This is a genomic window from Furfurilactobacillus siliginis, assembly GCF_001437435.1.
GTDB lineage: Bacteria > Bacillota > Bacilli > Lactobacillales > Lactobacillaceae > Furfurilactobacillus > Furfurilactobacillus siliginis.
This window is the reverse complement of sequence record NZ_JQCB01000010.1, coordinates 1-26,556: the sequence shown is the minus strand read 5'-3', so window position 1 is coordinate 26,556 and position 26,556 is coordinate 1. Positions and strand designations below refer to the sequence as shown.

Below are 26,556 nucleotides of genomic sequence, written 5' to 3'. Positions count from 1 at the left end.
AATGAAGACTGATTATTCAATTGGGGAATTATGGAAAATATTTTGTAAGAATATTTTAATTGTCTTGCTGGTTGGGATTGTTGCTGGCGGAGCAACTTTTGCGATATTAAAGCATCAACAAAAGACAACATATACAGCTCATCGATCAATAGTGATTGCACACGATAAGAATGCAAAAGATTCAGATTCACTCACACGTGCAGATGTTTTAAAAATGAATACGTATGCACAAATCATTGATGACCCAATCACGACAAATCGTGTATACAAAAGTATGCGCGGTACAAAAGGATTTACTGAGGATAAGAATCAGCTTAATGGACAAATTAGCACTACTACCAATGCGGACTCTGCAGTGTTGACGATTGCAGCTACCAATGATTCTCGTAACATTGCAATTAAGCTAGCAAATGTGACTGCTAAAACGGTTCAGAAATCATTACCTAAATACATCAAACATGGTGGCTCTGTGGAACTGCTGGCACCTGCTGAAGATCATACAGTCGATACTGTCACGACGCCAAACGTTCATAAATTAACTATTTATGGTTTGGCTGCTGGTCTAGTTTTGGGTGCTATCGTGGTGTTTGGAATTGACTTATTTAAAAATCAACGACGTTAAGATAGGAATTTAAAATCATGTCAGGTATTCTAATACCCATTTCATTATTTACAAGGGTGTTTTCGTACGGATTACCAGGAACTGTGGCAGAGCTTCCATTCGTTGCTTTATTAATCCTTGTCTTATTTGAAGCGAGCCAGCGAACGGACTCATTGAGTGCGCCACATATTTCTAGAGGGGTTGTCCTGTATACATTACTTGTGTTATTTGCACAATTTATTGTCATTGCAAGATCTTATGCGAAGTATACAGATTCTATTCAGGGAATTGGGATTGTAACCTCTTTCGTGGATATTATTGGTCTTGTTGCTACGTTTGTTTTAGCGTATTACGCGGTATCCTTAACAATTAACTCAACTGCGTCAATCCTCACGTTTGTGCGGTCAACGTTAATTACGTTAGCAATTTTTGAGTTAGTTGTGTTAATTCCACAGATTATTGCTAGCATGACGCCGCTTTTGCATGGCTGGGTTGATTTCCTAGCGATGATGTTTGAGAAAAGATGGCATGGGCGCAACTTCTATGTGAACGGTAGTTATGCAACCACCATGGGTAGAATAAATGGATTTGAAGCAGAGGCGGGCTATTTGGCAGGCCAGATTGGTCTTGTATTTATTCCACTGTTAGTGGCCGGGATTGGGAATCATTTTGTTTTCTTTTCTAATACAAAATATAATGAAAAAAAGCAGAGATATTTATTGATTGGCCTATTTTTAGTAACGCTTTTAGTATTATTTTTTGCAAAGACAACAACTGGATTTTTAGTGATCGGGCTTTCCATAATGGCCTTATTTTGGAAATCCAATCAGCATGAACGTAAATTTTTGATGAAAGTCGCTGGTGTTGCGCTGGTTCTAGCTTTTATAGCATATTTGCTAGTTTCACCAGTTCGTCATTTGCTAAACGATTATCTGTTTAAGAAGTCAGGAACCGATAATCGTTTGGGCGGTACCATTGCACTCTTTATTACATTTTTTCAGCATCCATTATTGGGTGTCGGAAATGGGTGGACCGGACCGTATTTAGTTGAGAATGCGCCAGAATGGTCAAAAAGCAACTGGGAGTTTATCTATGTTTATGCTACCGGTGGTTATCCTATTTTAAGTATCTGGGGAGGGTGGCTAGCCCAATTTGGTTTGCTGCTAGTCGTTGCACCAGTTGTTTATATTTATAAGCAGCTGATTACAACGCTAAAATTTAAAAAGCTCCTTTTGAACACAAATAATCCTACTGATAGCAGCAAACTATATTTGTTACTGTCAGATGCATTTGAAATCTATCTTGCAATGTTTGCTTTCTTAGCATTTTTCATTTTTTCTTGGTCTGAATACTATATTTTGATTTCTTTTTTCTTTTATGTTGTTGGATTGAAGATATTAAAAAAATCTATAGAAACTGTAAAAACTGCCTAAGTAGCAGTTTTTTTGAGTATCCAATTGTCGGTACAGTGAAATTACACAAACTTATTACGTATTCTCGGAGGTCAAGTAGTTGAAAACTTGGATTAATAAAAGGGTAACTCAGTTTGAAAATAGCAGAAGCATGGGAGCTATAGCAGCACTCGTTATTCCGGCGTGCATATTTTTAGTGTTACTGATTAGTTTGGGAATTGAACCATTTGGAGATAAGACAATCGCATATATTGATGCTAATAATCAATATATGAGTTTCTTTGGCTATTTGAAACAAAACCTAACGAATCCAACAGGCTTTTTATACAGTTTTCAGGCCGCCATTGGGAATAACTTTTTCGGTGTTCTTACATACTATTTGCTGAACCCTATTAATGTGTTGATAATTTTCTTTCCACTTTCAAAAATGCCATTATTTTTGTTGGTTTTAGCTTGGCTCAAAATCAGTTTAGCGTCTCTATCAATGTATTATTTTTTACGGGTTCATTTTCGTTTGAATTTATTTAAGACGCATTTACAGAATCATTTGCGAATGATTGATGTCCTTGTTGGAACAACGTACTCATTTATGGCCTTTGCTGTCGTATATATGTCGAACGTGATGTGGTTAGATGTTTTGATTCTTTTACCATTAATGGTTCTTGGACTTGAAAAGATATTTAATGGTAATAAGCCATATTTGTTTGGGGCGGTATTGACGTATGGATTGATTACAAACTATTACACATCTTATATCAGTTGCTTTTTCCTTGCGTTTTATTTTTTGTTTTTGATTCTTTTATCAGTTCAACAGCACGTTGAATTGCAGGAACTTATCAAACACACAATTAGTACAATTATTTCCGGTGCTTTGGGAATAGGACTGGCAGCTGTTGTTTTGCTGCCGAGTTTTGAATCAACTGTGGGTGTTGCTAAGGCTCCAGTTGAGTATAATCTGAACTTTATCACTAACTGGGTCGACTTAGGTCGTGAAGTTCTTGGAGGCATTCCAGGAACTGAACCGCATGTCGGACCGTTAATTTTTACAGGTAGTCTGATGCTAATTATGATAGTGTCATTCTTTTTAAATGATAACGTTGACCTTAAAGAAAAATTGAGTTGGGGTGCAATGCTTCTCCTCATACTTGGCTTAAGTAATATCGATGCGTCATACTTCGCTTGGCATGTATTCACGGCACCGAATGGATTTCCTCACCGTGAGTCCTATACAATAGGATTTTTCATTACCTTACTAGCTGCTACTTCTCTGCACAAGGGCTTCAGCGTATCTAGAAGATCATTGTTAAAGGGGCTCATGCTTTTTGGAGCGGCCTTGTTGGTTCTTTCAAAGGTAGAGCCTTTTATAACAAGCTGGGTAATCATATATAACGTAGCCATTGTTGTTGCGTTATGCTTTAGCTTACACAAGTGGAGTGGAAATGGTTCATCTGTTGCATTATTAGCTGTGATACTGTTATCTTTTGGTGATGTAGCCTATGGCGCTCGGAATAGTTGGAAAACTAATAGTTCTACCCTCAGTTCCCAATCGTTTGCTAGATATACAACTTCAATGGCTAAAGCCGTGAAATTTGTTCAGCAAGATGACAAAAGTTTTTATCGAGTTGGTGTATCGACCGAACAGTCAACTAACCAAGGAATGCTTTTCAATTATCGTGGCGTGGGTGGTTATACATCAACGCAGGGAACCAATTTAGTTAATTTTTGGTCGTCACTAGGCTACTTTCAGAATTATCAAACGCGATGGGTAAATTACAATAATGGATCCACATTGGCTATTGATAATCTCTTTGGTATTAAATACAGAATTGAAAATAATAATGCTAAGTTACGGAAGGACTTTAATGCGGCAACGTCTGATTTAGGATATGATAATTTCCCATCATTGGAGAGTAAAGGGCATAAAGTGGGAGATGTAGATGGTCTAACAATTTATAAAACAACAAAGTCAATGCCGTTAGCCGTCAGTGTGCGAGATGAAGCTTTAGCACCAACCAAAGCACTGCATCAGACCAAGAATCCTTTCGAGGTACAAAATAGGTTATGGATGAAACTAACCGGGTTGAACAAGGCGCTCTTAAATATACCTGATGAGATAACGCAAAGTGAAAGTACCGGTAGACGGGAAATTAGTTATGTAATTACGCCAAAGCAAACTGGTGGCTTATACTTAAACTTACCTGAAAAGAAGGGTGACATCGTTCACCAACCGTTGCAAATGTACGTTAATGGGCATTTTGTATCTGACTACAGAACGGAAGGTGAAAATGGCATCGTTGCGTTAGGTCATCAAAAGACTAATCAGACAGTGAAGGTAACTGTCAGAGCAGTCGATGGCGCAAAGATCGTTGGTTTAAATACCAGTCCTAATGCATATACGCAGAATGAAAAGGTTATGCTTGAAGGACAAGCTAGACTTAATCCCCAGAAAAAGATTAATGTACACCTGATTAATAGTCGTCGAATTCGAGTTAATGTCCCCAGTGCAGCAAAACATCTTATGCTAACCATTCCCTATGACAAAGGTTGGCACGCGGTTGATCAAGCAAATAGACCATTAAAGATTAAAAAAGCAGTTGGCTCAATGTTGGGAATTGAAACAGAAGCATCTTCTAAAAAGACTACGCTCAGTTATACGCCAACAGGATTGATTTCTGGTATTATCATTTCCAGTTCTTCTTTAGTTGCTACAATTGCTGTAGCGCTTTGGTACGAATTAAAAAGTAGCAAGAGAAAGTGAGCATCAGAAAAATTTGGTTAGAGATGAAATATCGAAGAATTTGTGTTTTATTAGATAAAGAACATTATTTTGTTGTAAACAAGAAAGTGAGCCTTAATGACTGAATTAGAAACAGCGGTTAATAAACGTCGAACCTTCGCAATCATTTCACATCCCGATGCTGGGAAGACAACCATTACCGAACAGATGCTGTTGTTCGGTGGGGTGGTGCGCGAAGCAGGGACTGTTAAGGGCCGTAAAACAGGTAAGTTTGCGACTTCTGACTGGATGGAAATTGAAAAAAAACGTGGTATATCAGTGACGAGTTCTGTCATGCAGTTTGATTACGAAGGCAAACGAATCAATATTTTGGATACCCCAGGGCATGAAGATTTTTCAGAAGATACGTATCGGACGCTGATGGCCGTTGATTCAGCGGTCATGGTAATTGATTCAGCTAAAGGAATCGAACCACAAACTAAAAAGCTGTTCCAAATTTGTAAAATGCGGGGAATTCCGATCTTTACTTTCCTAAACAAACTGGATCGTGATGGTCGTGAACCCCTTGATTTGCTAGCAGAAATTGAGGATGTCTTAGGAATTGAAACGTATCCAATGAACTGGCCCATTGGAATGGGAAAAGGCCTAAAAGGGCTTTATGATATCTACAACAAACGAGTTGCACTATACAAACCACAGGGCAATCACGCTTATTTGGATTTGGATGAAAACGGTGATATCGCTAGTGACGAACCATTACATCAAGATTCACAATGGCAGGATACCCTGGATGAAGTTGAATTAGTCCAGTCTGCTGGAAATGAGTTGAGCGAAGATAAGATTATGTCTGGAGACTTAACGCCAGTATTCTTTGGATCAGCGTTAGCGAACTTTGGTGTCGAGACATTTTTACAATCTTACATGCAATTTGCACCTGCGCCGACGCCACATAAGACTCGTGATGAGTCGGTTATCAAGCCCACGGATGATGTTTTTTCGGGATTTGTCTTTAAAATTCAAGCCAACATGAATCCTAATCATCGTGATCGTATTGCGTTTGTACGAATTTGTTCGGGTGAGTTTAAGCGGGGAATGGATGTTACCCTTGAGCGTGATCAAAAATCGATGCGTTTAAGTAACTCGACTCAATTCATGGCTGAAGAACGTGAAAACGTTGAAACGGCGGTTGCTGGTGACATTATCGGGTTATATGATACCGGTAATTTTCAAATTGGTGATACCATTTATACTGGTAAAAATGATTTTCAATTTGAAAAACTACCGCAATTTACACCTGAGTTGTTTGTTCACGTAACAGCCAAGAATGTGATGAAGCAGAAGTCTTTCCACAAAGGAATCCAGCAGCTGGTCCAAGAAGGTGCTATTCAAATGTTCCGGTCTTATAGTTCAAATGACTATATTTTGGGAGCAGTTGGTCAGTTGCAGTTTGAAGTTTTCCAATTTCGGATGCAGAATGAATATAATTCTGATGTCCTGATGGAAACAATGGGTAACAAGATTGCACGATGGATTGATCCAGAACAGTTGGATGAAAGAATGGCTTCCAGTCGAAACTTACTGGTTAAGGATCGTGAAGACCAGCCACTATTCTTGTTTGAAAACCAATTTGCCGAGAATTGGTTCCAACAGAAATATCCAGACGTTAAATTGACAAGTAGGTTATAAAAATAACGGATCAGCTGATAAAGGCTGATCCGTTATTTTTACATTTTTTCAAGTCGTGCAATTCGTTCATCCATCGGGGGATGCGTATCAAATAGATTCGCAAAAGTTCGCTTGCTTTTAAAAGGATCCGAAATATAAAGTGATGCACTACTTGGATCCGCGGCTTTCATCGGTTCACCACCCGAAATTTTCTGCAATGCAGAAATCAACCCTTGAGGATTACGAGTTAGTTCAACGCTTCCAGCATCAGCGAGGTATTCACGATTACGTGATAGTGCCATCTGCGCAATGGAGGCAGCGAGGGGACCGAGAATTACCAAAACGATTGAAAGGACCAACATGATGATTTGACCATAGCCGCCGTTATCGTCATCATCACGACTGCGGCGCCCGCCACCCCACCAGAATGAATTCATCCCGATATTGACGAGGAGGCTAATGGCGGCCGATAAAGCCAACGCAATTGTTTGGAGGCGGATGTCATAGTTACGTACGTGGCTCATTTCATGCCCAATGACACCTTCTAATTCTTCACGGTTGAGCATTTGCAGAATGCCTGAGGTAGCGGCGACAGCAGCATGCTGTGGGTCATTACCAGTGGCAAAGGCGTTAGGACTGGCATCGTCAATGATAAATACACGCGGCATTGGCACCTGTGCAACTAATGCCATGTCCTCAACTACGTGCCATAATTCCGGTGCTTGATCGGCAGTTGTGATTTCGTGGCCATTATTCATACTCATAACAACATTGGTCGAATTACCAATCATGATGGCGCTGTAGACCACGCTTATGACTAATGCCATAAGCAAGCCCATCATGCTACTATTGAAAAATACGTAACCGATTGCTGCACCAATGGCGAGCACCAACAGGGTAAAACCAATCAGAACATAAACGGTTCGTCGTTTGTTTTGTCGAATTTGTTCGAATAGCAACGGAAAGTCTCCTTTAACTACTTATCGAATGAAACCTTTGGCGCAGCTTTTTCTTCTTCCGGGACCTGTAGGAAATCGGCTGCTTGGAAATGATGAATGCCTGCGACCAGATTAGTGGGGAAAGTTTGAATTTTCGTGTTCAAACTAGCGGCACTTGAGTTGTACAGTTGCCGTGAATAGGCAATCTTGTTTTCAGTATTGCTTAGTTCTTCCATTAACTTGGTATATTCGTCGTTGGCTTTTAAATCTGGGTAGGCTTCAGCTACGGCAAAGATACTTTTTAGCGAGTTAGATAACTGGTCTGACAGTTCCATAGTTTGTTGATGATCGCCAGCAGGGGCGTTAACTAACTGGTTTCGTAACCCAATTACCTTTTCTAAGGTGCCTTGTTCATAGTTACTGTAACCTTTAACAGTTTCAACCAAGTTTGGAATTAAGTCATTTCGACGTTTTAGTTGAACATCAATTTGGCTCCAGGATTCCTGCGTGTACATGCGAGCACGAACCAAACCGTTGTAGATACCGATATACGCTAAAACTAAAATAACGAGTACTGCAATAATAATAACTGTCACAATCATAATTGTCGTCTCCATTCTGTGTGTTAATGTGATTACCACTAGTTTAACAAACTTTTTCTCAATGCAGATAACATTGAAGCTTATTTAAGAGCTTTACAGAGAATTCGTAAATTTTCAATAGATGGCTAATATACGATATTGGTTTTAGCACATGTTTCCATGATCTATATCTATAAACAGCAGAAGGGCCCGAGACAAAAATCACTTTTGTCTCGGGCCCTTCTGCTGTGAACCTGTTTATTCGACAGGTTGCTATGGTAATACATGCTTAATGTATGGAATCTTGTGTAATAAGAAAACCACTAAACCGCTAATAACGTAGACTAGGATTGGAAAAATAAGAATGTGAATTGTAGCGCTGTTGACCTTTAGAAGTTTATCTAATAGTGCAATGACATAAGGGTGGATTAAATAGATACCAAATGTTAAGCCTGAAAAGAATTTCAGACGTAATTCATATTTCGAAAAGTTATTGTTATTTTCTTTTAGAAGGAGAAAGAGAGCCGCCATAATAATAACGGCTGGCAGATTAGAGATATCGTAATAAGGTTTCACTATATAACCGTAGTGATAGGTACTAATGATAGTCGCCGTCAACTCGTATACCAGTGATAGAATCGAAAGAATGTAAATTCGTTTTTTCCATTTTGCAGAAACACCTACATGAACGATGTACCATCCGATTAGAAAATATTCTAAGTAATTACCGATGGCAGGAAATAAATTAACATAATCTAAAGTGGGGGAATTTATAGCACGCATAAACGGTAAGTAAACCGCATTAACAGCAGTTGACAGCGCTAAAAGATATAGAATTTGTGTATGTTTGAGATGGTTTAGAAGAACAGATAAAAATGGCACGCATAAATAAAAAGCAATAATATTGTAGAAAAACCAATAGGGTCCAAGGATAGTATCAGTTACAAGACGATAAAGGAAATCAATGATTGACCAATTAATGGTTGGTGTTTTTAAAACAAGAAAAACATATGCAATAACACTCCAGCACAAAAATGGGATAACTACTTTCGTTAGGCGCTTTTTAAAAAAAGTAGTAGTTGAATAACGTTCCCGATAGTTTAAAACATTAGCGCCCGATTGCATAAAAAACATTGGTACACCAAAGGAAAAAATAATTTGAATAATAATTGTAAGCGTCGCTGAGGGTGATGGGTTTGTAAAACTAAAATTTCCTGCGGCACTGTGTAATGTCACAACTGCGAAAGAAGAAATTATTGCAGAGAAATCCATAAATGATAATCTTTTTGACTGTGCCATGAAGGCCCTCCGTAAAGTTATGTGTTGATACCTATATGTGTGTATGAAATATACAAGCTTATACATTTTAGCACGTAATTTGCTTTAAAAAAGTATAGATGAATTTTATCCGAGCTTAGGAGACTGTTAATTCTTAAGATTGCTTAACCTAAAGCGGCGTCATTTTTGCTTTCATGACATGTTTCATGTATGATACCTACATACAGAAATGGAGGAATTTTTATCATAACCATACGAGAAGCACAAAAAGATGACGCCGGCCAGATAGCCCCTCTCATCAACATCATTTTCAAGGAAATGGAACTCGAGGAATTAGAAGACGTTCCTGACCCTGCCGTCCTGAAGGCCATCACCGCAGCATACCAGAGCAAAGCATATCTCTCTGGTGCAGCAACAACGGTGGTGGCCGAGGCCAACGGTCAAGTAGTAGGGGTTGCTTTCGGGTACCCCGATGAAAATGAGCAAGTTGTGGATCAAGTGTTAGAGGATGCTACCAGTTTTAGTGATGTGTTCGCGGAAGATCCTTTTGGATCAGATTATGAGGCATTCAAAAACGAATGGTACCTCGATTCCATTGTTGTGGACCCTGATTATCAGGGAATGGGGATTGGCGGTAAGTTACTAGAAGCAATTCCTGATTTAGCTGCTGAAGATGACAAAGACGTCGTTGGATTAAATGTTGATTTTGAAAACCCAGGTGCCAAAGCTTTATACGATCGTCATGGCTTTAAGACGGTTGGCTTAAAAAAGATTGGTGACCATTGGTATAATCACATGCAGCGTGCAATTAATGTGCTAGATAAAATTGAAGCCTAATTAGTAACAGGCAGACAGCCAATCGGTTGTCTGCCTGTTTTTTGCAGCAACAAAGGGTCTAGGATATAACTAGCTATCTCCTAGACCCTTTGTTGTTTTTTTAGTTTCAATAGCGGAAACGTGAGATAAAAGTCAAGTCGCTGTGCAGAGGATGAACAACCTAGATTGAAGACCAATCCGTACAGCCGTTCTAGGTCTTGCTCACGACTTCCCGACTTTTGTCCCACTACACTCACAATAAAAATTAGTTAGTTGGAATATCAATCGGACCGGATAACTTAACGTACATTGAGTTAATAAACCCAAGTCCTTGTAGTTGGAACCAAACAACACCAGAAGGGTCGCTCATTTCACCGTTGATGACAACGACGCTGCTGTTAGGAATGGAGCCAGCAGGGCGACCGTATGGTTCAGCATAGTAGGAGACCGACTGACCATCGACGAAATCAATCTTACCGCGTGCGGTAATTGGTTGAATGTCCCAGTTATGCTCGGGGACAACATCCTGATGAGAGGTAGGCTTTACTGGTTTTGATGTCAGGTTGAATGAGTTTGGCTTATACATAACCCATTGATTGGTGCCCATGTTATACCAAAATTCACCGTTATTAGTGGCGACTCGAGAAAAGACCCGCCAAACGGAACCGATTGGCATTTCTAAAGCCTGAAGCTCGCCGTCTGGACGATCGTAAGTTGGCAAGTCCTCTTGAATTGTTGCATACATTTGGACAGTTTCAACTTCGGCCCAGTCAGCCTCACGGAAGTATAGACGTGCTTCTTGTTGTTGATCGGTAAAGGTACCATTTAAAGATCCTGTATGATGCAACAAACGATAATTCTCAAATTCTGGCACTTTGACTTCATAGCGATTTCCAATTGTGCCACGAAGCACTTTGGGATCTGCCAGCGTCTTGCCAGAATCAACGTCTGTATAATAAACCCAAACGGGTACACCCTCTGTTAATTGTTCACTCATAATTTAAAACCCCATTGAAATTAGTTAATACGTTAAGTATAGCGCATTCATTAACTATTTGGGTGGCGGAATCAAAGGACTTTGCGATTCCTTTATTAATATTTTTTTAAGGCACGTAAAAAGAAGCCGTCAAACGTAATTTTGCAATTACGTTTGACGGCTTCTTTAGGTGGAACTACTTCTGATTTGTTTTTGCTGATTCAACTGAGGCTGACTTTGTGGCATCATCTGCTTGAACGATGATTTCGTCATTTTCGATTTTTGCCATTAAGTTATGCACTTCAGGGTGATCCAAGAAGAAGTCGGCGATGCGATCTTCCAGCTGTTCTTGAATAACACGACGTAGGGGACGGGCACCCATGGTTGGGTTGTAGCCTAAATCGACCAACTTATCTTCGACAGGTTTCGTAACGCGAATGTGCAAGTTACGGTTAGCTAATTGGCTGTTTACATCTGTCAGCATCAATTCAACGATTTGACCAAGGTTTGCCTTGCTTAAGGCGTTGAATTCAACGATGTCATCGAAGCGGTTTAAGAATTCAGGCTTAAAGTAATTGCCCAGTTTTGCCATTAGACTAGCATGTTCGTCTTTGGCAGCGCCAAATCCGACGCTGTTCTCACCTGAATCGCCAGAACCGGCATTAGAGGTCATGATAATGATTGTGTCCTTGAAGGAGACAGTCCGTCCTTGAGAATCGGTCAAACGACCATCATCAAGAATTTGCAAGAACATGTGCATAACGTCTGGGTGCGCCTTTTCGACTTCATCCAATAAGATGAGTGAGTAAGGGTGACGACGGACTTGTTCAGTTAGCTGTCCAGCTTCTTCATAACCAACGTAACCAGGTGCAGATCCGATTAATTTAGAAACACTGTACTGTTCCATGTATTCACTCATATCAAAGCGAATCATGGCATCTTTAGAGCCAAATAATTCTTGAGCTAATTGTTTAGCAGTTTCAGTTTTACCGACTCCAGTAGGGCCGACAAACAAGAATGAGCCAATTGGCCGTCCAGTTTGGTTTAATCCGATTCGGTTACGACGGATGGCACGAGCCACTTTGTCGACTGCCTGATTTTGACCAATAACATGTGTTTCCAAACGCTTGTCTAAGTCTTTCAATTGTGACTTTTCTTGTGCTTGCAAATCACTTACTGGAATATCAGTCTTGGTTTCAATGATACGCTCAATATCTTTTTGCGTAACAGTTGCTGCATCGTCAGGCTGTGGATTGTCCTCAGCATCCTTCTTGGCGCGTTCAAGTTGGTTAACTTGATCACGGTAGTAGGCTGCTTTTTCATAATCTTCCTTATCCAACGCAGACTGTTTGTGCGCTTCGGCTGTATGAATCTTGTCTTGGTAAGAAGTAGGGTCAACGTTACGTAGCGTTAAGTTCTTCTTTGAGCCAGATTCATCGATCAAATCGATGGCCTTATCAGGTAAGAAACGATCCTGAATGTAACGAGCTGACAGTTTCGCAGCCGCTTCGATTGCGCCATCTGTGTAGTGAACGTGGTGATAATCTTCATAACGTTTTTGAATCCCTTTTAGGATGGATACGGTGTCTTCAATCGAAGGCTCTTCAACCTGAATTGGTTGGAACCGCCGTGCAAGCGCAGCGTCTTTTTCGATATCACGATATTCCTTTTGGGTCGTTGCACCGACCAGCTGGAATTCACCGCGAGCTAATGCGGGCTTCAAAACGTTTCCGGCATCCATGCCACCTTCGGCGTTTCCGGCACCAACAACTTCGTGAATTTCATCGATGAATAAGATGATATCCTCATTCTTCGAAACTTCACTCATTAATTGTTGCATGCGTTGTTCAAATTGACCACGAATCCCGGTGCCTTGAACAAGCGATACAACATCCAAACGGATTATCTGCTTGTTTAGTAGTTTCTCCGGAACATTACCGTTAACAATTGCTTGGGCGAGTCCTTCAACAACCGCCGTCTTACCAACCCCAGCTTCACCAATTAAGACTGGGTTGTTCTTCGTCCGCCGATTTAAGATTTCAATCACACGGTCAATTTCTGTATCACGTCCGATAACAGGGTCAACTTTGCCAGCCTTAGCTTGGTCAGTTAAGTTCAACCCATATTGATCTAGCAGGGGATGCTTGGAGTTTTTATTGTTGCCGCCACCATTGTTATTACCACCGCGACCGGCCTGTGTTTGTGGACCTTCTTGTGCTTGTTGAAAGTTACTTGCGTTTCCGTTACCGCTTTGCATTGCAGCAAACAGGTCGTCTAAGTTACCAAAACCAAATGGATCTTGTGCCATGTTTGTGCCTCCGTTTCCGTTCGTTAAATTATTACTTGCTTGTTGTAGAAGTTGATAACAATCCTGACAAAGGTTAACCTGCATTTGTTGTCCATTCAGTGTTAGCCCAAGGTGAATTGTGGCTTCGTTTTTCTGACAGTTCTGACAAAGCATGTTATCGCTCCTTGTGTTGAGTAGTTGTCGTTGGCATGAACCATACGATAGAAAGGGTCGTTGTTTTGTTTGACCAACGTTGACCTTTAACCAGTATTATACACGCACGTTTTATCTGTGCAAGGGATTTGCCCTGATTTTTAGCAGAAGATGTTTTAGAGTGCTAACTGGACAAATGTGGCAAGTGGATTATAAAAAAGGAAAAGTTTAACGGTGATTGTTTTGTTCTGCGTGGGAGTGCGGTAGTGTAAATGTACATTAATTGCTCATTGAGTGAAATTGAGGATATTCTAAATGACAGCACTAAAGAAACTTTGGCAACAGTATCAATCAGTTATCGCATATTTGTTTTTCGGTGGGTTAACCACAGTTATCAATATTGGTGTGTTCTTTCTATTAACCATTCCGCTACACGTTAACTATCAGGTTAGTAATGTGATTGCATGGTTTTTATCAGTTCTAGTCGCGTATCTGACAAATAAAGTGTGGGTGTTTGGTTCGAAGTATTCGACTGTCGGTGCTTTTTTTCGGGAAATGGGTTCTTTCTTCTTCTTCCGCATTCTGACGTTGGCGATTGATGCATTGATTTTGTATGTTGGGATTTCATTACTGCGTGGAAATGTCTTAATCGTCAAAATTATTGATCAATTAGTGGTTGTTGTTGTAAATTACTTTTTCAGTAAGTGGTTTGTTTTTCGTAACGAAAAGCAAATGAGTGACGCAGCGACCAGTTTGGATCACAAAGACTAATTTGCACCAGAATGATTTTTTAGCGATAATAAAGAAATTAAATCATGAACTAAAGGAGCACGATCATCATGAAGTTTTCATTTAAACGACAAGCACGCGGAAAACTTTATGGTGGTTACGTGCTTTTTTTTGTGCTCTTTTGCCTGGTTACCTATGGTGTTTATTTGGCATTCGGCTACTCATTGATTTCGACGCATGATGTATTGCATCAACATGTGCCGATTATGATTGAATATCGGCAGCTGCTGATTGATTGGCTACATCATTTAAGTGCCGGACCGACACAGTGGTCGTGGCACATTGGTCTGGGTGCCGATAGTTTTCAAACGTTTTCTTACTATATAATTGGTGATCCATTCGCTTATCTCAGTCTGGCCTTTAATAAAGCCCATTTGATTACGGGCTTTCAACTGATTGGCATACTTCGCATGTTTTGCGCGGGACTGAGCTTTACCTACTTTGCGAGCCACTATTCGTTGAAACGTTGGACGATTTGGGCTGGCGCATTGGTGTATTTGAGCAGCGGCTTTGCGATCTATGCCAGCTTGTTTCAACCATTTTTTATCAATGCACTGATCTTGTTGCCACTGTTAATTACGAGTATTGAGGCTGTGTTACAAGGCAAATCAGCAATTGGTTTCGGCATTGTGGTTTACCTTTCAGTGGTCGCTAATTTCTATTTAGCCTTTATGCTAGCCTGTGGTGGCGTCGTGTATTTGATATTACGATGGTCGCTACTACCAAAGCCATTTGGCAAAATACGCTGGTTGAATTTTGGCAGGCTCGTTGTGAGTGGTGGTCTCGGCTTACTTAGTACGTTATGGATTACGCTACCAGAGATTAAGGCACTACAAGCATCACCACGGTTTGATGTCCCGTTTGCCAGCGGTGAACACGTTTATTCATTACAGTATTACTTGAGTTTACCCAGTGCTTTGCTTGGCAATGTTAATGTCGATCCTTTTTGGCTGAATACGTTGTCGGTAAATGTACTATTGTTAGTGATTGTATGGACAGTTTTACATCATCGTCAGTTTAACTTAGCAACACGGACGATGCTTCTTGCCGCGTTGTTAAGTTTATTACCACTATTTGCGGCGACTTTGAATGGGTTTACGTCACCATCGAATCGCTGGCTTTTTTTACTGAGTTTACCGCTAGCTATCATGTCAGCTGCCTTTTTCCAACAGGTAGCTGACATGTCCCTTAGCGATTGGTTGCCAATTTTTAAATGGTCAGCAGTCGTTTTAGTCGGTGTCATCATCAGTGCGCTGGTTATGGCAGATAATGCGGCAACCTTATTGCCGCAGTTGGGCTTTTTCTGTTTATACGCCGCCATTTTTACGGCTGGAACACTGCAGCCACAACTGTTACGCCCGCGTGTCTTGTTAAGCGTGGTTTTGTTAAACATCTTTATTGCCTTTAACTTTGAGAATGCGGCCTACGATATTCACCAGTTTCTACCACAGACGTCGGCAAAAGAACTGATTAAGCAGCCGTACGGTAGTGGCCCACAAGCGCTTCGTAACCAAAAAACGTATGCGGAACAAAATGGACAACCACTGCGAGTGACAGCGCCAACGTTTGCCCGTACCAGTAACCTCAGTGATTTTACGGTTTCTGGCGGTGGTATATTACCTAATAACTTCCTATTAAATGACCCAAATACAAGTTCCTTTTATTCGATTCAAAATGGAGCAGCCATTCAATTTAGTCGGGCATTGTTAAATAATCAGCGCCAGTTGAATTTACCAGTTCAACAATTCGATGATCGTGCACGGGTACTTAACTTCCTTGGTGTGCGTGATGTCTATGGGAATGCACCATTACCGGCCACGGCTAATGTGCCCCATAACTATGCACCTGCATTTGGCCCCACAGAAACGTTAAATCAACGCTTCTATGGACCTAATGGAGATGTGCAAGCATTCCAAACGAAGGACAACTTTCCGTTACTTTATTTCCAAAATAAAGTTATTAGTAATAAAACCTATCATGAAATGACGGCAACGCAACGGGAAGTAAACTTAGCAAATGTGACCGCCATTAAGAATCCGAAGGGGCTGCAGGCGACAGCACTAATCCCTGACGACACGGTTATCCCGTATCAGTTGTTTGATGAAAATCAGCAAAAGGTGACAACTAGTGCCATTGCCAATACGAATAAACAGGCAACATACACGTTGTATATTCCACAAGCCAAGCAGTATCGAAACATGGAAGTACGTGCTTTGATTACAAATGTGCATTACGGTGAACCTAGCTTGCATGATCGGCTGCAGATTGATCAACTGAATTCTCCAGGAATTAACGGTCAGCTGTCATCGGCCAGCAATCAGACGTCACAGCATGGTGTCTGGGATGCACTTAAACGTGACGTCAGCAGTGGCTCACCCAGTCAAGCTTGGCGAATTAGTTTAACTAACGGATCTGTCACTAATTCATTGAGTCAGATGCCTGAAACTAACTTGAGTGAGTATGAGCGTACGACTGCTGGTGTGTTGAACCTTGGCTGGGTTGATCAAATGCCAAATGGTTTAACACTTCAGCTAGGACAAGTGGGGCAGTATTCATTTGATTTACAATTGGTGGGTCTACCGATGACGGCACAATATGATAAGCAGGTTCAGCGAATACAAGATAATGGCTTGCGTCAGTTAGGCTTAGGGCATAACGAAATCACCGGCTACGTAACGATAAAACAGGCAGGGGTCTTAGCTTCCTCTGTGCCGTACAGTCAGGGTTGGCATGCGACAGTGAACGGTAAGCAAGTACCAATTATCAAAACGAACCAAGCGTTTGTCGGGCTCAAACTAATGCACACTGGACGGCAGCAAATTAAGTTAACGTACCAAACACCAGGATTACACACAGGGCTGCTCGTGAGTTTTTGGACGGTGCTTGCAAGTTTTCTGGTTGTTGGTATAACAGTGATAATGAAACGGCGAAAGGATTAAACCAATGAATGAAGATTACGGACAAAAATTACAGGATATGCATGATGGTAAGCTGGCGGAACTGACAGTGAAGCCGGATCAATTTATGGCGTTTCAACAGGCATTGATTAAAGTAACCTATCGTCAACGGATCGTCGGTATGGCTGACCGCGGTGGTGTGATCACGTATCACTATGAACAAGATTAGAATGATTTTGAGCTAATTTATTAAAGGTGAAGGGTGCCTGTGGACGTAAGTAATTATGTCTGCAGGTACTTTTTGTTTCCGGTAGTTGAATAGCGGCGTGTGAAGCAAAGGTTAACTAGCTGTGACGGCAAACGCTAGGCGTTCGTTACATGTATTCTGTATTTGTTGTTTTTTTTAGAAAACGATTTCAAAAAAATCTTGGATTGGTGAAGGTAACACAATCCTTGGTCTAGACCACATCTGCGGTGGATTAACCTTGGTACCGCTTTCGGAAACTTACTAATTTCATTTGCAGATGGTTGTATTTTGTAAAAAACATATGCTACTATGATACGGAAGGTGATTCAAAAATCGCCGTTTTTACGGCAAAGAAATCCCTTACAAATTTTTGTACAATAAGGAGATCATTCATTATGGAATCAAAAGACTTTCACATTATCGCAGACACAGGTTTACACGCACGTCCAGCAACGTTGCTTGTCCAAACCGCATCCAAGTTTTCTTCAGAAATCAACTTGGCTTATGATGGCAAGTCCGTTAACTTGAAATCCATCATGGGTGTTATGTCATTGGGTGTTGGTAAAGATGCAGATGTAACTATTTCTGCTGACGGTGCCGATGAAAAAGACGCTATTGCAGCTATCAATGACACCATGACAAAAGAAGGTTTGTCTGACTAATGACTCAGAAGCTAAGTGGGATCGCCGCAAGTAATGGGGTTGCCATTGCTTCGGCCTATATGTTAGTTGATCCGGATTTAACGTTTGAAAAGAAGACAGTGACTGATACAGATGCTGAAAAGCAACGTTTACACGCTGCTCTTGATGCATCAGTAGCAGAATTACAACAGATCAAAGCAGTTGCTGAAAAGAACTTAGGCGCAGATGAAGCCGAAGTCTTTGAAGCACATATCACTATTTTGGAAGATCCAGAAATGGTCGGCCAAATGGAAAGCAAGATCGAGTCTGATAAAGTTAATGCAGAAGAAGCACTGAAGGAAGTTACCGATGGATTCATCGCAATCTTTGAGGGCATGACCGACAATGTTTATATGCAAGAACGGGCCGCTGACGTACGTGACGTTACGAAACGGGTAATGAGTCACTTGCTAGGTAAGAATTTACCTAATCCTGCTTTGATTAATTCTGAAGTGGTTATCGTGGCGCATGATTTAACGCCAAGTGACACAGCGCAATTAGATCGCAAATATGTAAAAGGGTTTATCACTGATTTAGGTGGTCGGACATCACATTCTGCCATCATGAGTCGGACCCTTGAAATTCCAGCCGTTGTTGGCGCTGAGACAGCTACTACAAGTATCAAGCAAGGCGACAAGGTGATTGTCGACGGACTTGATGGTATTGGGGTGGTTGACCCATCTGATGATGACGTCGCAAGTTACACCAAAAAGGGTGCGGACTTTGCCGCGCAAAAGGCTGAATGGGACAAGTTAAGGGATGAACCATCTGTTTCTAAAGATGGCAAGTCATTTACCATTGCCGCTAATATTGGAACCCCAGATGACGTTGCTGCTGTAAATGATGACGGTGGCGAAGCGGTTGGGTTATTCCGTTCTGAATTCTTGTACATGGACAGCTCAGTACTGCCTGATGAAGAAACTCAATTCAAGGCTTACAAAAAAGCCGTTGAAGATATGCATGGTAAGCAGGTTGTTGTGCGGACCATGGATATCGGTGGTGACAAGCATCTTGATTACATGCCATTACCTGAAGAAATGAATCCCTTCTTGGGCTACCGGGCCATCCGGATTAGTTTGAAACAGCCTGATTTATTCCGTCCCCAATTGCGTGCGTTACTACGTGCTTCAGCATTTGGTAATATCGCCATTATGTTCCCAATGATTGGGACTGTTGACGAATTCAAACGCGCACGGGCTGTCTATGATGAAGAACGGCAGAACTTAATTAACGATGGTGTTAAAGTTGCCGATCACATCGACGTCGGAATGATGATGGAAGTTCCTGCCGCTGTATTGATTGCTGATAAATTGGCGAAGTATGCTGACTTCTTTAGTATCGGTACCAACGACTTAATCCAGTATACGTTTGCTGCTGATCGAGGTAACGAACATGTTTCCTACTTATACCAACCATATAACCCATCATTATTACGCTTGATCAAACGCGTTATTGATGCTGCTCATGCAGAAGGTAAGTGGGCTGGTATGTGTGGTGAAATGGCTGGTGATCAGGTTGCTGTACCATTATTGATGGGGATGGGGCTCGACGAATACTCAATGAGTGCAACGTCGATGCTACAGACGCGTTCATTAATGAAGCGATTGGATACCAAGTCAACGGCAAAATTGGTTGAACAAGCTTTGGATGTTGAAACTAACGAAGAAGTTGCTGACTTAGTTAAGACTTACATGGATCAACTGAACGACTAATTTTTGTAAAATGACGACTTAAGAGGATCAACAGACGATGTGATGTCGTCTGTTGATCCTCTTTATTTGGAAAAATTGATGTCTATTTGGCCTATGCGCAGATTGTTAATTTTTTATTGTATTCAGGAGAAGTTCTTACAGAGATTGGCTTGCAGACGCATACTGGGTTAAAATGTTACCATTGTGACATTGACATGATTTGCACAACTTGCAAGCAGTCCGTATAATGAACCTTGATTATTTGTGAACACTCGGCAGAAGGGGGCGCCAGCGTGAATATTGGCATATTTACTGATACATATTTTCCGCAGGTAAGTGGTGTAGCCACTTCGATCAAAACCCTTCGGGACCAGTTAGAACAAAACGGGCATTCAGTTTATATCTTTACGTCAACGGATCCTAAGGTTGATAAAGATGTGTATGAACGGAATATTTTTCGATTCCCATCGGTGCCGTTTGTATCATTCACTGATCGTCGTATTGCAGTGCGCGGTGTCTTTCATGCGTTGCAAATTGCGAAGGATCTTCATTTAGACATTATTCATACACAAACAGAGTTTTCAATGGGCTTGATGGGAAAGTTTATTGCCCATTCACTTAAAATTCCTGTCGTACATACCTACCACACGATGTATGAAGATTATCTACATTATGTGGCGAACGGTAAACTGCTGCGGCCAAAGCAAGTTCGGTCGATGACGCGTGCATATCTACATGGTGTGGAAGGTGTCGTTGCACCATCAGATCGTGTATTGGATACATTGACTGAGTATGGCATTAAGACACCGATTCGAGTTATCCCGACAGGTGTTAATTTACCGCAGTTTGAGCAATCGCAAGCAGGGCATTTGCGCCAGGAACTGGGCTTTGCCGATGACACGCCAGTCATGTTGTCATTATCACGGTTAGCATTCGAAAAAAACATTCATGAAGTTATTATGGCATTGCCAGATATCTTGAGTCAGCAACCAACTGCACAATTAGTTATCGTTGGTGACGGACCTGCACGAGCCGATTTGGAGCGTCAGGTCACGACAATGAAATTAACGGATCACGTGACTTTCACTGGAGAAGTGGTCAACGAGCGTGTTGGGCAGTATTATCAAATGGCAGATGTGTTTGTGTCGGCCAGTGATTCTGAATCACAAGGATTGACGTACATTGAAGCAATCGCGGCGCATTTACCAATTGTGGTTATGAGTAGTCCTTACGCGGATGAGTTATTAAGCTCACCAGCCGTGGGTCAAACATTCCACAAGCAAGGCGAATTTGTCAGTGCAGTTGCGAATTATCTAGCGGGGAATGTTGACGTGACGGATGAAACGACGCGCCAACGGATTCTTTACGAAATTTCTGCAGATGCATTTGGTAAACGGATTATTCAATTTTATGCAGATGCACAGCTACTTTATCAGGATGATAGTGAAAAATCAGCCAAGTTGAGCGATTAAACCACGTAAAACACGCATGTCCGGCTGTCGGGGATGCGTGTTTTCATGTTTACCATTAAATGTAAGGGGACATTATGTTACGAATTAATATGTTTTCTGCGGCGACCTCTGTACCTGGACAAGGGGTGGGCAGTGCATACATGGAACTAACGAAATTATTGCAGGATCATTTGACCGATGAGTTCGATGTGCGCATTAATAAATGGTCAAGGGCGGACATTTCACATTATCACACGGTTAACTTTTCTTACTTCTTATCAACATTCTTTCCAGGTCGCGGTACAAAAGTGGGGTATGTTCACTTTCTACCGGAAACGTTGGAGGGAAGTTTGCGTTTGCCACCAATTGCCCGTCAAGTCTTTAATCGGTACCTGATTGCTTTTTACAAGCGAATGGATCACTTAGTAGTGGTCAACCCGACATTTATTGCGAAACTCGAGGCTTATGGGATTGCTCGCGGTAAGATAAGCTACATTCCTAATTTTGTTTCAGAAAAGGAATTTCATGAGGTTACGCGTGATCAGCGCGATGTATTGCGGAAGCAGCACCATTATGAGCTGCAACGCTTTACAGTTCTGGGGATTGGACAGATTCAAGAACGTAAAGGGGTGCCTGACTTCATTAAACTGGCCAAGGCTAATCCTGAAATCCAATTTATTTGGGCTGGTGGATTTTCCTTTGGACGGATGACAGATGGCTACGATGAATTGAAAAAAGTCGTGGACAATCCACCTGCAAACCTTTCATTCCCTGGCATCGTTCCTCGTGAACAGCTGGTTGATTACTATAATATGGCGGATTTATTCCTACTGCCGTCTTATAATGAGTTGTTTCCGATGTCTGTTTTGGAAGCATTCAGTTGTGGTACACCAGTGTTGTTACGTGACTTAGATTTATATCATGCAATCATTGACGGTTACTACGAAGGTGCCGAAGATGTTGATGATATGCAGCATAAGTTATTAGCTTTACAACAAAATCCGGCAGGTATGAAGTATCTGCATGATCAGTCCTTATTGGCCGCTGATAAATACTCAGCGGAGCATCTTGCTCAGATATGGCGCCATTTCTACCATCAACAGGCCAGAAAGGGGTAGCTATGTCCCGACGAAATCGAATTGTATTAGTGATTATGGTACTGATTGGGATGGGGATTTTTGCCTACTCCTTGAGAAATGTTGCATTAACCCAACTGTTACATGATTTAGTGCATATTAATGTGTGGTGGCTATTAGTTGCCATTGGTTGTATGGTCGGCTATCTACTGATTGAAGCACGGATTGTGCAAGTGTTCGTGAATGACCGGTTATCTGGATTCACTTTTAAAGACGCGCTACGAATTCCACTAATAGAACAACTATTTAACGGAATAACGCCATTTTCTAGTGGTGGACAACCGGCACAACTTGTCGCAATGATTCAAACAGGTGTCGATGGGGGCCGTGCCAGTTCCGTATTGTTAATGAAGTTTGTGGTGTATCAAGCCATGATTGTGATCAACTTTTTGATTGCCTTGGCGATTGGGTTCCAGTTCCTAGCAGCAAAGTTACATTACTTTGCGCTGTTTGTGGTCTTCGGTTTTTTGATTCACTTAGTTGTGATTGTCGGTCTATTAATGATCATGTTCTGGCACTCCTTCACTAAGCGCTTGGTCAATTTATGTTTAAAGCCAGCGCGGTGGTTTGTAAAGCCGGAACGTTATGAAAACTGGCGGATTACGCTAGATGAAAAAATCGATTCTTTCTATCATGAAAGTGTGCGGATTAAATCGCAGTGGCGGCTAATGCTACACGTTACTTTACTGACACTAGGACAGTTGGCAATTTACTATTTGATTCCATATTTCATTATGCTGTCCCTTGGATATCACCATGTGAACGTTTTGATGGTGACGGCGTTGCACATCTTGATTGTGATGGTTATTTCACTGTTTCCCATTCCTGGTGGGGCGGGTGGCGCCGAGTTTAGTTTTGAGGCGTTGTTTGCTAGCTATGTGACAACACGATCAAAGCTAGTGTTGGCGATGATTTTATGGCGGGTAATCACGTATTATCTAGGATTATTTGCTGGTATGTGGGCAATTGCTTTGAAACCGGATAAGGTAAGCGAAGAGCCTCGTGAGAATCATCGAATTTTGCACAGATTAAGGAATAAATCATGAGTAAAGAAACAGAAACACAGCTTGAAACGATTTTAAGACGGCTGCGAGCGATGCAGGTAGACGATCGCCAGACTGTTCAGACGCGTTACTTTGAACAATTTGGCGTCGCTGTTTGCAAAGTGACGTTCGATCATGGAACTGGTGATTGGACGGTGCAAGATGCACGTACAGAACCTGCTTTTAGTTACGACAACATTGATATGGTCGCAGTGGCCGTGTATGATGCACTGAGTGAATTTACCGCTGTTTTTTAAAGAAGAGAGCGGAATATAAATCGGGAAGCCGCGAGCAAGACCTAAAACGACCGTACGGGTTGGTTTGTAACCCGGTAGGTGGTTTGTAGTCTGTACAGTGGCTTGATTTATGTTTCGCGTTTGCGGATTCTAATCGGGAAGCCATGCGCAAGACCTAAAACGACCGTATGGGGTTGACCTATGATTTGTCGTATAAATCTGTAAAACACAATAGGGTTCGAGGCAAAAGTTATGTTTGCCTCGAACCCATTTTTATTTACTTATGAATTACAAGGACAACTAAGAATTTATGAAGAACCAGCATGAGTGTTTGAAATTGCGCATGGCTTGTTTATAATATTGACTTGTTGAGCACACGGTTAAAATAGTTTTAAAGACTGCGTGGCTGATTCAATAGATGATGACATCTTTAGGTGCTGATGAGCCCTAAAGAGTGGAGGAAAAACACATGGCGAATTTCTTCAAGGGCCTTTATGCCAAACTAAACACGACATTAGGCTTCTTTGTATTGGTGACCGCGTTATTTTGGTTGAAAACCTACATTGCATACCGAACAAAGTTTACGTTGGGCGTTGAAACACCAATTCAACAATTTATTCTAGCGTTAAACCCATTACCGACAGCACTTTTACTCTTCGGAATTGCGTTGTATTTCCGCGGGAAATTAGCTTACTGGTTGATGCTGATTATTGATGCCTTACAGAGTATTTGGTTATTCGCTAATATTTTGTACTATCGGGAATTCTCTGACTTCCTATCTGTGGGTATCGTTAAGGGATCAGGTTCAGTTGATAATAATTTAGGTAAGTCGTTAGCCGGTATTTTGCACGGGACTGACTTACTAGTGTTTTTAGATATCCTTGTTTTGATTATCTTATTGTTAGTCAAAGTCATTAAGGTTGATAAGCGTCCCATTAAAAAGCGTTTTGCTGCGACGATGACGATTTTCTCAGTTGCACTGATGATGGTCGACTATGGAATGTCTGTAAAAGATCGTTCTGGTTTACTGACGAGAACGTTTGATAATAACTATATTGTTAAATACTTAGGATTAAACGAGTATGCTGCTTTTAATGCTTACCAAACGCATCAACAGGCAAGTGGTCGTAGCCATGCGTCTAAGGCAGATCTAAAGTCCGTCCAACAGTATCTGAAGGAAAACCCGGCTGGGGAGAACTTCCAGTATTTTGGTAAGGAGCAAGGAAAGAACGTTTTTGTTTTCCATTTGGAGAGTTTCCAGCAATTCTTAGTTGACTATAAATGGAAGGGGCAAGAAGTTACCCCTAACATTAATGCGTTCTATCATGATCAAAATACCATTGGTTTTGATAACTTCTTCCATCAGGTTGCGCAAGGGAAGACTTCAGATGCCGAAACCATGTTAGAAAATTCGCTTTACGGTTTACCAACAGGTTCAGCTATGATTAGTTACGGAACTGGGAATACTTTCCAGGCAGCACCGGCGATTATGGCGCAACACGGATACACCACTGCGGCCATGCATGGGGATGTACCAAGTTTTTGGAACCGTGGAAATACGTATAAGTCATGGGGCTATGAGAACTTCTTCAGTAAGTCGTTTTATCCTAATGCCGATAAACCAAGTTACAATGTCGGGTATGGGCTAAAGGATAAGATCTTCCTACGCGATTCTGTGAACTATTTACAGAAGTTGCCACAGCCGTTTTATGCCAAAGTGATCACGGTCACTAACCATTATCCATACTTACTAGGTAAGAAGGATGCAGATTTCCCACAAACCAACACGGGTGACAATACCGTGGATGGTTATGTTGTCACCGCACATTACCTTGATCAAGCTTTTGGTCAGTTTATTAACTACCTTAAGAAGACGAATCTGTATGACAACTCAATGATTGTTGTCTATGGAGATCACTATGGTATTTCAAATAACCATCGTCCTGCGATTGCTAAGTTACTAGGTAAGAAGAAAGTGACCAATTATGATCTAGCAATGTTCCAAAAGGTACCGTTTATGATTCATGCCCCTGGTGTACAAGGGGGAATTAACCATACTTACGGTGGTGAAATTGATGCCTTACCAACCATGATGGATCTACTTGGTATTCGGACGACAGGTAATTACATGATGTTAGGTCAAGACCTGTTATCGACTCAACGGAACCAAATTGTGCCGTTTAGAGATGGTAACTTTGTCACACCACAATTCACGAAGGTCGGTGGACAAGTCTATGACACAGCTACAGGTAAGCTAATGAATCTATCGGCTAACCAGAAGGAACGGGTTGGGGATGATCAAGACCACGTAAACAAGGTCTTGAGTCTTTCCGACAAGATTATGACCAAGGACTTACTACGTTTCTATACGCCAACTGGGTTTAAAAAGGTCGACGTTGGTGACTATGACTACTCAGTGAAAGCAACGAAGGCACGTTTGAAGCGTGAACAAGAGGAAAATCCAACGAGTGTTCAGAGTAAAAACAATGGTAAATCTACTGTTAAAGACTTCCAGACAGATGCACCAGAACTAGCTAAAGAGAAGTAATCAAAAAGATTCCACATTTTGTGGAATCTTTTTTTGTTCGTGATTTCTAAAATCGAGTAGTGGAATTGTCGGGGGTTTTAACGACACGACGATGCGTTGAAGAAGCAGTGTCGGTGTTTTTCCGAACTATTAGTGAACGAACCGTGTGTTTTATTTGAGAATCCCAGTTTTGCATCACCAGTTACAAGTCATAGTTGGTATATTTTAGCTTGACCGGCTTATAGTGCTTTGCTAAGATAACTTATGTTGTCAGGGAGTGCTTGAGCAACAAGCGTTGCAGTAAATATTTCCTGATAATTATCCTTGACCAAGAAATGGTCAAATGATATAGTATAAAAGTTGTCTTGAGGCAACGAAGTAGATCTTTGAAAACTGAACAATGTTAAGACGAAAC

General features: G+C 41.3%; 20 protein-coding genes. 15 read left to right on the top strand and 5 right to left on the bottom strand.

What is annotated here, in order from left to right; genetic code table 11:
- The first annotated feature begins 1 nt into the window (after position 1).
- The 4 genes from IV55_RS07525 (at position 2) to IV55_RS07510 (ending at position 6,436) form a co-directional block, all read left to right on the top strand.
- Entirely contained in the window at positions 2-622 is a 621-nt protein-coding gene (locus IV55_RS07525) for a YveK family protein (protein ID WP_057810925.1), read from the top strand.
- Between the two features lie 17 nt (positions 623-639).
- Positions 640-2,034, top strand: coding sequence for a hypothetical protein (locus tag IV55_RS07520; RefSeq protein WP_057810923.1), 1,395 nt, complete (start codon positions 640-642; stop codon positions 2,032-2,034).
- Between the two features lie 79 nt (positions 2,035-2,113).
- Entirely contained in the window at positions 2,114-4,771 is a 2,658-nt protein-coding gene (locus tag IV55_RS07515; protein WP_083483974.1) for a YfhO family protein, read from the top strand.
- A 96-nt stretch (positions 4,772-4,867) separates the two neighbouring features.
- Complete coding sequence (locus IV55_RS07510) at positions 4,868-6,436, top strand: peptide chain release factor 3 (RefSeq protein ID WP_057810918.1); 1,569 nt, start codon at positions 4,868-4,870, stop codon at positions 6,434-6,436.
- Between the two features lie 38 nt (positions 6,437-6,474).
- Here the strand turns inward: IV55_RS07510 and htpX are convergent, their stop codons facing one another.
- The 3 genes from htpX to IV55_RS07495 form a co-directional block, all read right to left on the bottom strand.
- Positions 6,475-7,374, bottom strand: coding sequence for a zinc metalloprotease HtpX (gene htpX / locus IV55_RS07505; protein WP_057810916.1), 900 nt, complete (start codon positions 7,372-7,374; stop codon positions 6,475-6,477).
- A gap of 17 nt (positions 7,375-7,391) precedes the next feature.
- A complete protein-coding gene (locus IV55_RS07500; RefSeq protein ID WP_057810914.1) occupies positions 7,392-7,955 on the bottom strand; it encodes a LemA family protein in 564 nt (187 codons plus the stop codon).
- A gap of 252 nt (positions 7,956-8,207) precedes the next feature.
- Positions 8,208-9,233, bottom strand: coding sequence for an acyltransferase (locus IV55_RS07495; RefSeq protein WP_057810912.1), 1,026 nt, complete (start codon positions 9,231-9,233; stop codon positions 8,208-8,210).
- 222 nt (positions 9,234-9,455) lie between these two features.
- Between IV55_RS07495 and IV55_RS07490 the strand changes: the two genes are divergently transcribed.
- Entirely contained in the window at positions 9,456-10,049 is a 594-nt protein-coding gene (locus tag IV55_RS07490; RefSeq protein ID WP_057810979.1) for a GNAT family N-acetyltransferase, read from the top strand.
- Positions 10,050-10,293: 244 nt separating this feature from the next.
- On the opposite strand, the gene IV55_RS07485 is transcribed toward IV55_RS07490, so the two are convergent.
- Entirely contained in the window at positions 10,294-11,025 is a 732-nt protein-coding gene (locus IV55_RS07485) for a MucBP domain-containing protein (protein WP_057810910.1), read from the bottom strand.
- A 175-nt stretch (positions 11,026-11,200) separates the two neighbouring features.
- Positions 11,201-13,465, bottom strand: a complete 2,265-nt coding sequence (locus IV55_RS07480) for an ATP-dependent Clp protease ATP-binding subunit (RefSeq protein WP_057810908.1) — start codon at positions 13,463-13,465, stop codon at positions 11,201-11,203.
- Between the two features lie 294 nt (positions 13,466-13,759).
- On the opposite strand from IV55_RS07480, the gene IV55_RS07475 reads away from it, so the two are divergent.
- The 10 genes from IV55_RS07475 to IV55_RS07430 all read left to right on the top strand — a co-directional run bounded on the left by IV55_RS07475 (position 13,760) and on the right by IV55_RS07430 (position 26,162).
- Positions 13,760-14,215, top strand: a complete 456-nt coding sequence (locus tag IV55_RS07475; protein ID WP_057810906.1) for a GtrA family protein — start codon at positions 13,760-13,762, stop codon at positions 14,213-14,215.
- 68 nt (positions 14,216-14,283) lie between these two features.
- Positions 14,284-17,172, top strand: coding sequence for a YfhO family protein (locus tag IV55_RS07470; protein WP_057810904.1), 2,889 nt, complete (start codon positions 14,284-14,286; stop codon positions 17,170-17,172).
- Between the two features lie 4 nt (positions 17,173-17,176).
- Positions 17,177-17,359, top strand: coding sequence for a hypothetical protein (locus IV55_RS07465; protein ID WP_057810902.1), 183 nt, complete (start codon positions 17,177-17,179; stop codon positions 17,357-17,359).
- A 413-nt stretch (positions 17,360-17,772) separates the two neighbouring features.
- Positions 17,773-18,039 carry a phosphocarrier protein HPr gene (locus tag IV55_RS07460; RefSeq protein ID WP_057810900.1) on the top strand — a complete coding sequence of 89 codons (267 nt, stop codon included), beginning with the start codon at positions 17,773-17,775 and terminating at the stop codon, positions 18,037-18,039.
- Entirely contained in the window at positions 18,039-19,769 is a 1,731-nt protein-coding gene (gene ptsP / locus IV55_RS07455; protein WP_057810898.1) for a phosphoenolpyruvate--protein phosphotransferase, read from the top strand. The genes IV55_RS07460 and ptsP overlap by 1 nt, the downstream gene beginning before the upstream one ends.
- Positions 19,770-20,041: 272 nt before the next feature.
- Positions 20,042-21,220 carry a glycosyltransferase family 4 protein gene (locus tag IV55_RS07450; protein ID WP_057810896.1) on the top strand — a complete coding sequence of 393 codons (1,179 nt, stop codon included), beginning with the start codon at positions 20,042-20,044 and terminating at the stop codon, positions 21,218-21,220.
- A gap of 74 nt (positions 21,221-21,294) precedes the next feature.
- Entirely contained in the window at positions 21,295-22,317 is a 1,023-nt protein-coding gene (locus IV55_RS07445) for a glycosyltransferase family 4 protein (protein ID WP_057810895.1), read from the top strand.
- A gap of 2 nt (positions 22,318-22,319) precedes the next feature.
- Positions 22,320-23,381, top strand: coding sequence for a lysylphosphatidylglycerol synthase transmembrane domain-containing protein (locus tag IV55_RS07440; protein ID WP_057810893.1), 1,062 nt, complete (start codon positions 22,320-22,322; stop codon positions 23,379-23,381).
- Positions 23,378-23,635 carry a DUF1797 family protein gene (locus IV55_RS07435; protein ID WP_057810891.1) on the top strand — a complete coding sequence of 86 codons (258 nt, stop codon included), beginning with the start codon at positions 23,378-23,380 and terminating at the stop codon, positions 23,633-23,635. The genes IV55_RS07440 and IV55_RS07435 overlap by 4 nt, the downstream gene beginning before the upstream one ends.
- Positions 23,636-24,083: 448 nt before the next feature.
- The gene (locus tag IV55_RS07430; protein WP_057810889.1) at positions 24,084-26,162 is read left to right on the top strand and encodes an LTA synthase family protein; all 2,079 of its coding nucleotides are present in this window, start codon (positions 24,084-24,086) and stop codon (positions 26,160-26,162) included.
- Positions 26,163-26,556 lie beyond the last annotated feature (394 nt).

Bases quoted from the DNA above. Each gene is read 5' to 3' on its own strand.
- IV55_RS07440 (WP_057810893.1), top strand. From the start codon at position 22,320: ATGTCCCGACGAAATCGAATTGTATTAGTGATTATGGTACTGATTGGG.
- IV55_RS07485 (WP_057810910.1), bottom strand. From the start codon at position 11,025: ATGAGTGAACAATTAACAGAGGGTGTACCCGTTTGGGTTTATTATACA.
- IV55_RS07480 (WP_057810908.1), bottom strand. From the start codon at position 13,465: ATGCTTTGTCAGAACTGTCAGAAAAACGAAGCCACAATTCACCTTGGG.
- IV55_RS07500 (WP_057810914.1), bottom strand. From the start codon at position 7,955: ATGATTGTGACAGTTATTATTATTGCAGTACTCGTTATTTTAGTTTTA.
- IV55_RS07445 (WP_057810895.1), top strand. From the start codon at position 21,295: ATGTTACGAATTAATATGTTTTCTGCGGCGACCTCTGTACCTGGACAA.
- ptsP (WP_057810898.1), top strand. From the start codon at position 18,039: ATGACTCAGAAGCTAAGTGGGATCGCCGCAAGTAATGGGGTTGCCATT.
- IV55_RS07520 (WP_057810923.1), top strand. From the start codon at position 640: ATGTCAGGTATTCTAATACCCATTTCATTATTTACAAGGGTGTTTTCG.
- IV55_RS07495 (WP_057810912.1), bottom strand. From the start codon at position 9,233: ATGGCACAGTCAAAAAGATTATCATTTATGGATTTCTCTGCAATAATT.
- IV55_RS07510 (WP_057810918.1), top strand. From the start codon at position 4,868: ATGACTGAATTAGAAACAGCGGTTAATAAACGTCGAACCTTCGCAATC.
- IV55_RS07525 (WP_057810925.1), top strand. From the start codon at position 2: ATGAAGACTGATTATTCAATTGGGGAATTATGGAAAATATTTTGTAAG.
- IV55_RS07475 (WP_057810906.1), top strand. From the start codon at position 13,760: ATGACAGCACTAAAGAAACTTTGGCAACAGTATCAATCAGTTATCGCA.
- IV55_RS07460 (WP_057810900.1), top strand. From the start codon at position 17,773: ATGGAATCAAAAGACTTTCACATTATCGCAGACACAGGTTTACACGCA.
- IV55_RS07465 (WP_057810902.1), top strand. From the start codon at position 17,177: ATGAATGAAGATTACGGACAAAAATTACAGGATATGCATGATGGTAAG.
- IV55_RS07430 (WP_057810889.1), top strand. From the start codon at position 24,084: ATGGCGAATTTCTTCAAGGGCCTTTATGCCAAACTAAACACGACATTA.
- IV55_RS07435 (WP_057810891.1), top strand. From the start codon at position 23,378: ATGAGTAAAGAAACAGAAACACAGCTTGAAACGATTTTAAGACGGCTG.
- IV55_RS07470 (WP_057810904.1), top strand. From the start codon at position 14,284: ATGAAGTTTTCATTTAAACGACAAGCACGCGGAAAACTTTATGGTGGT.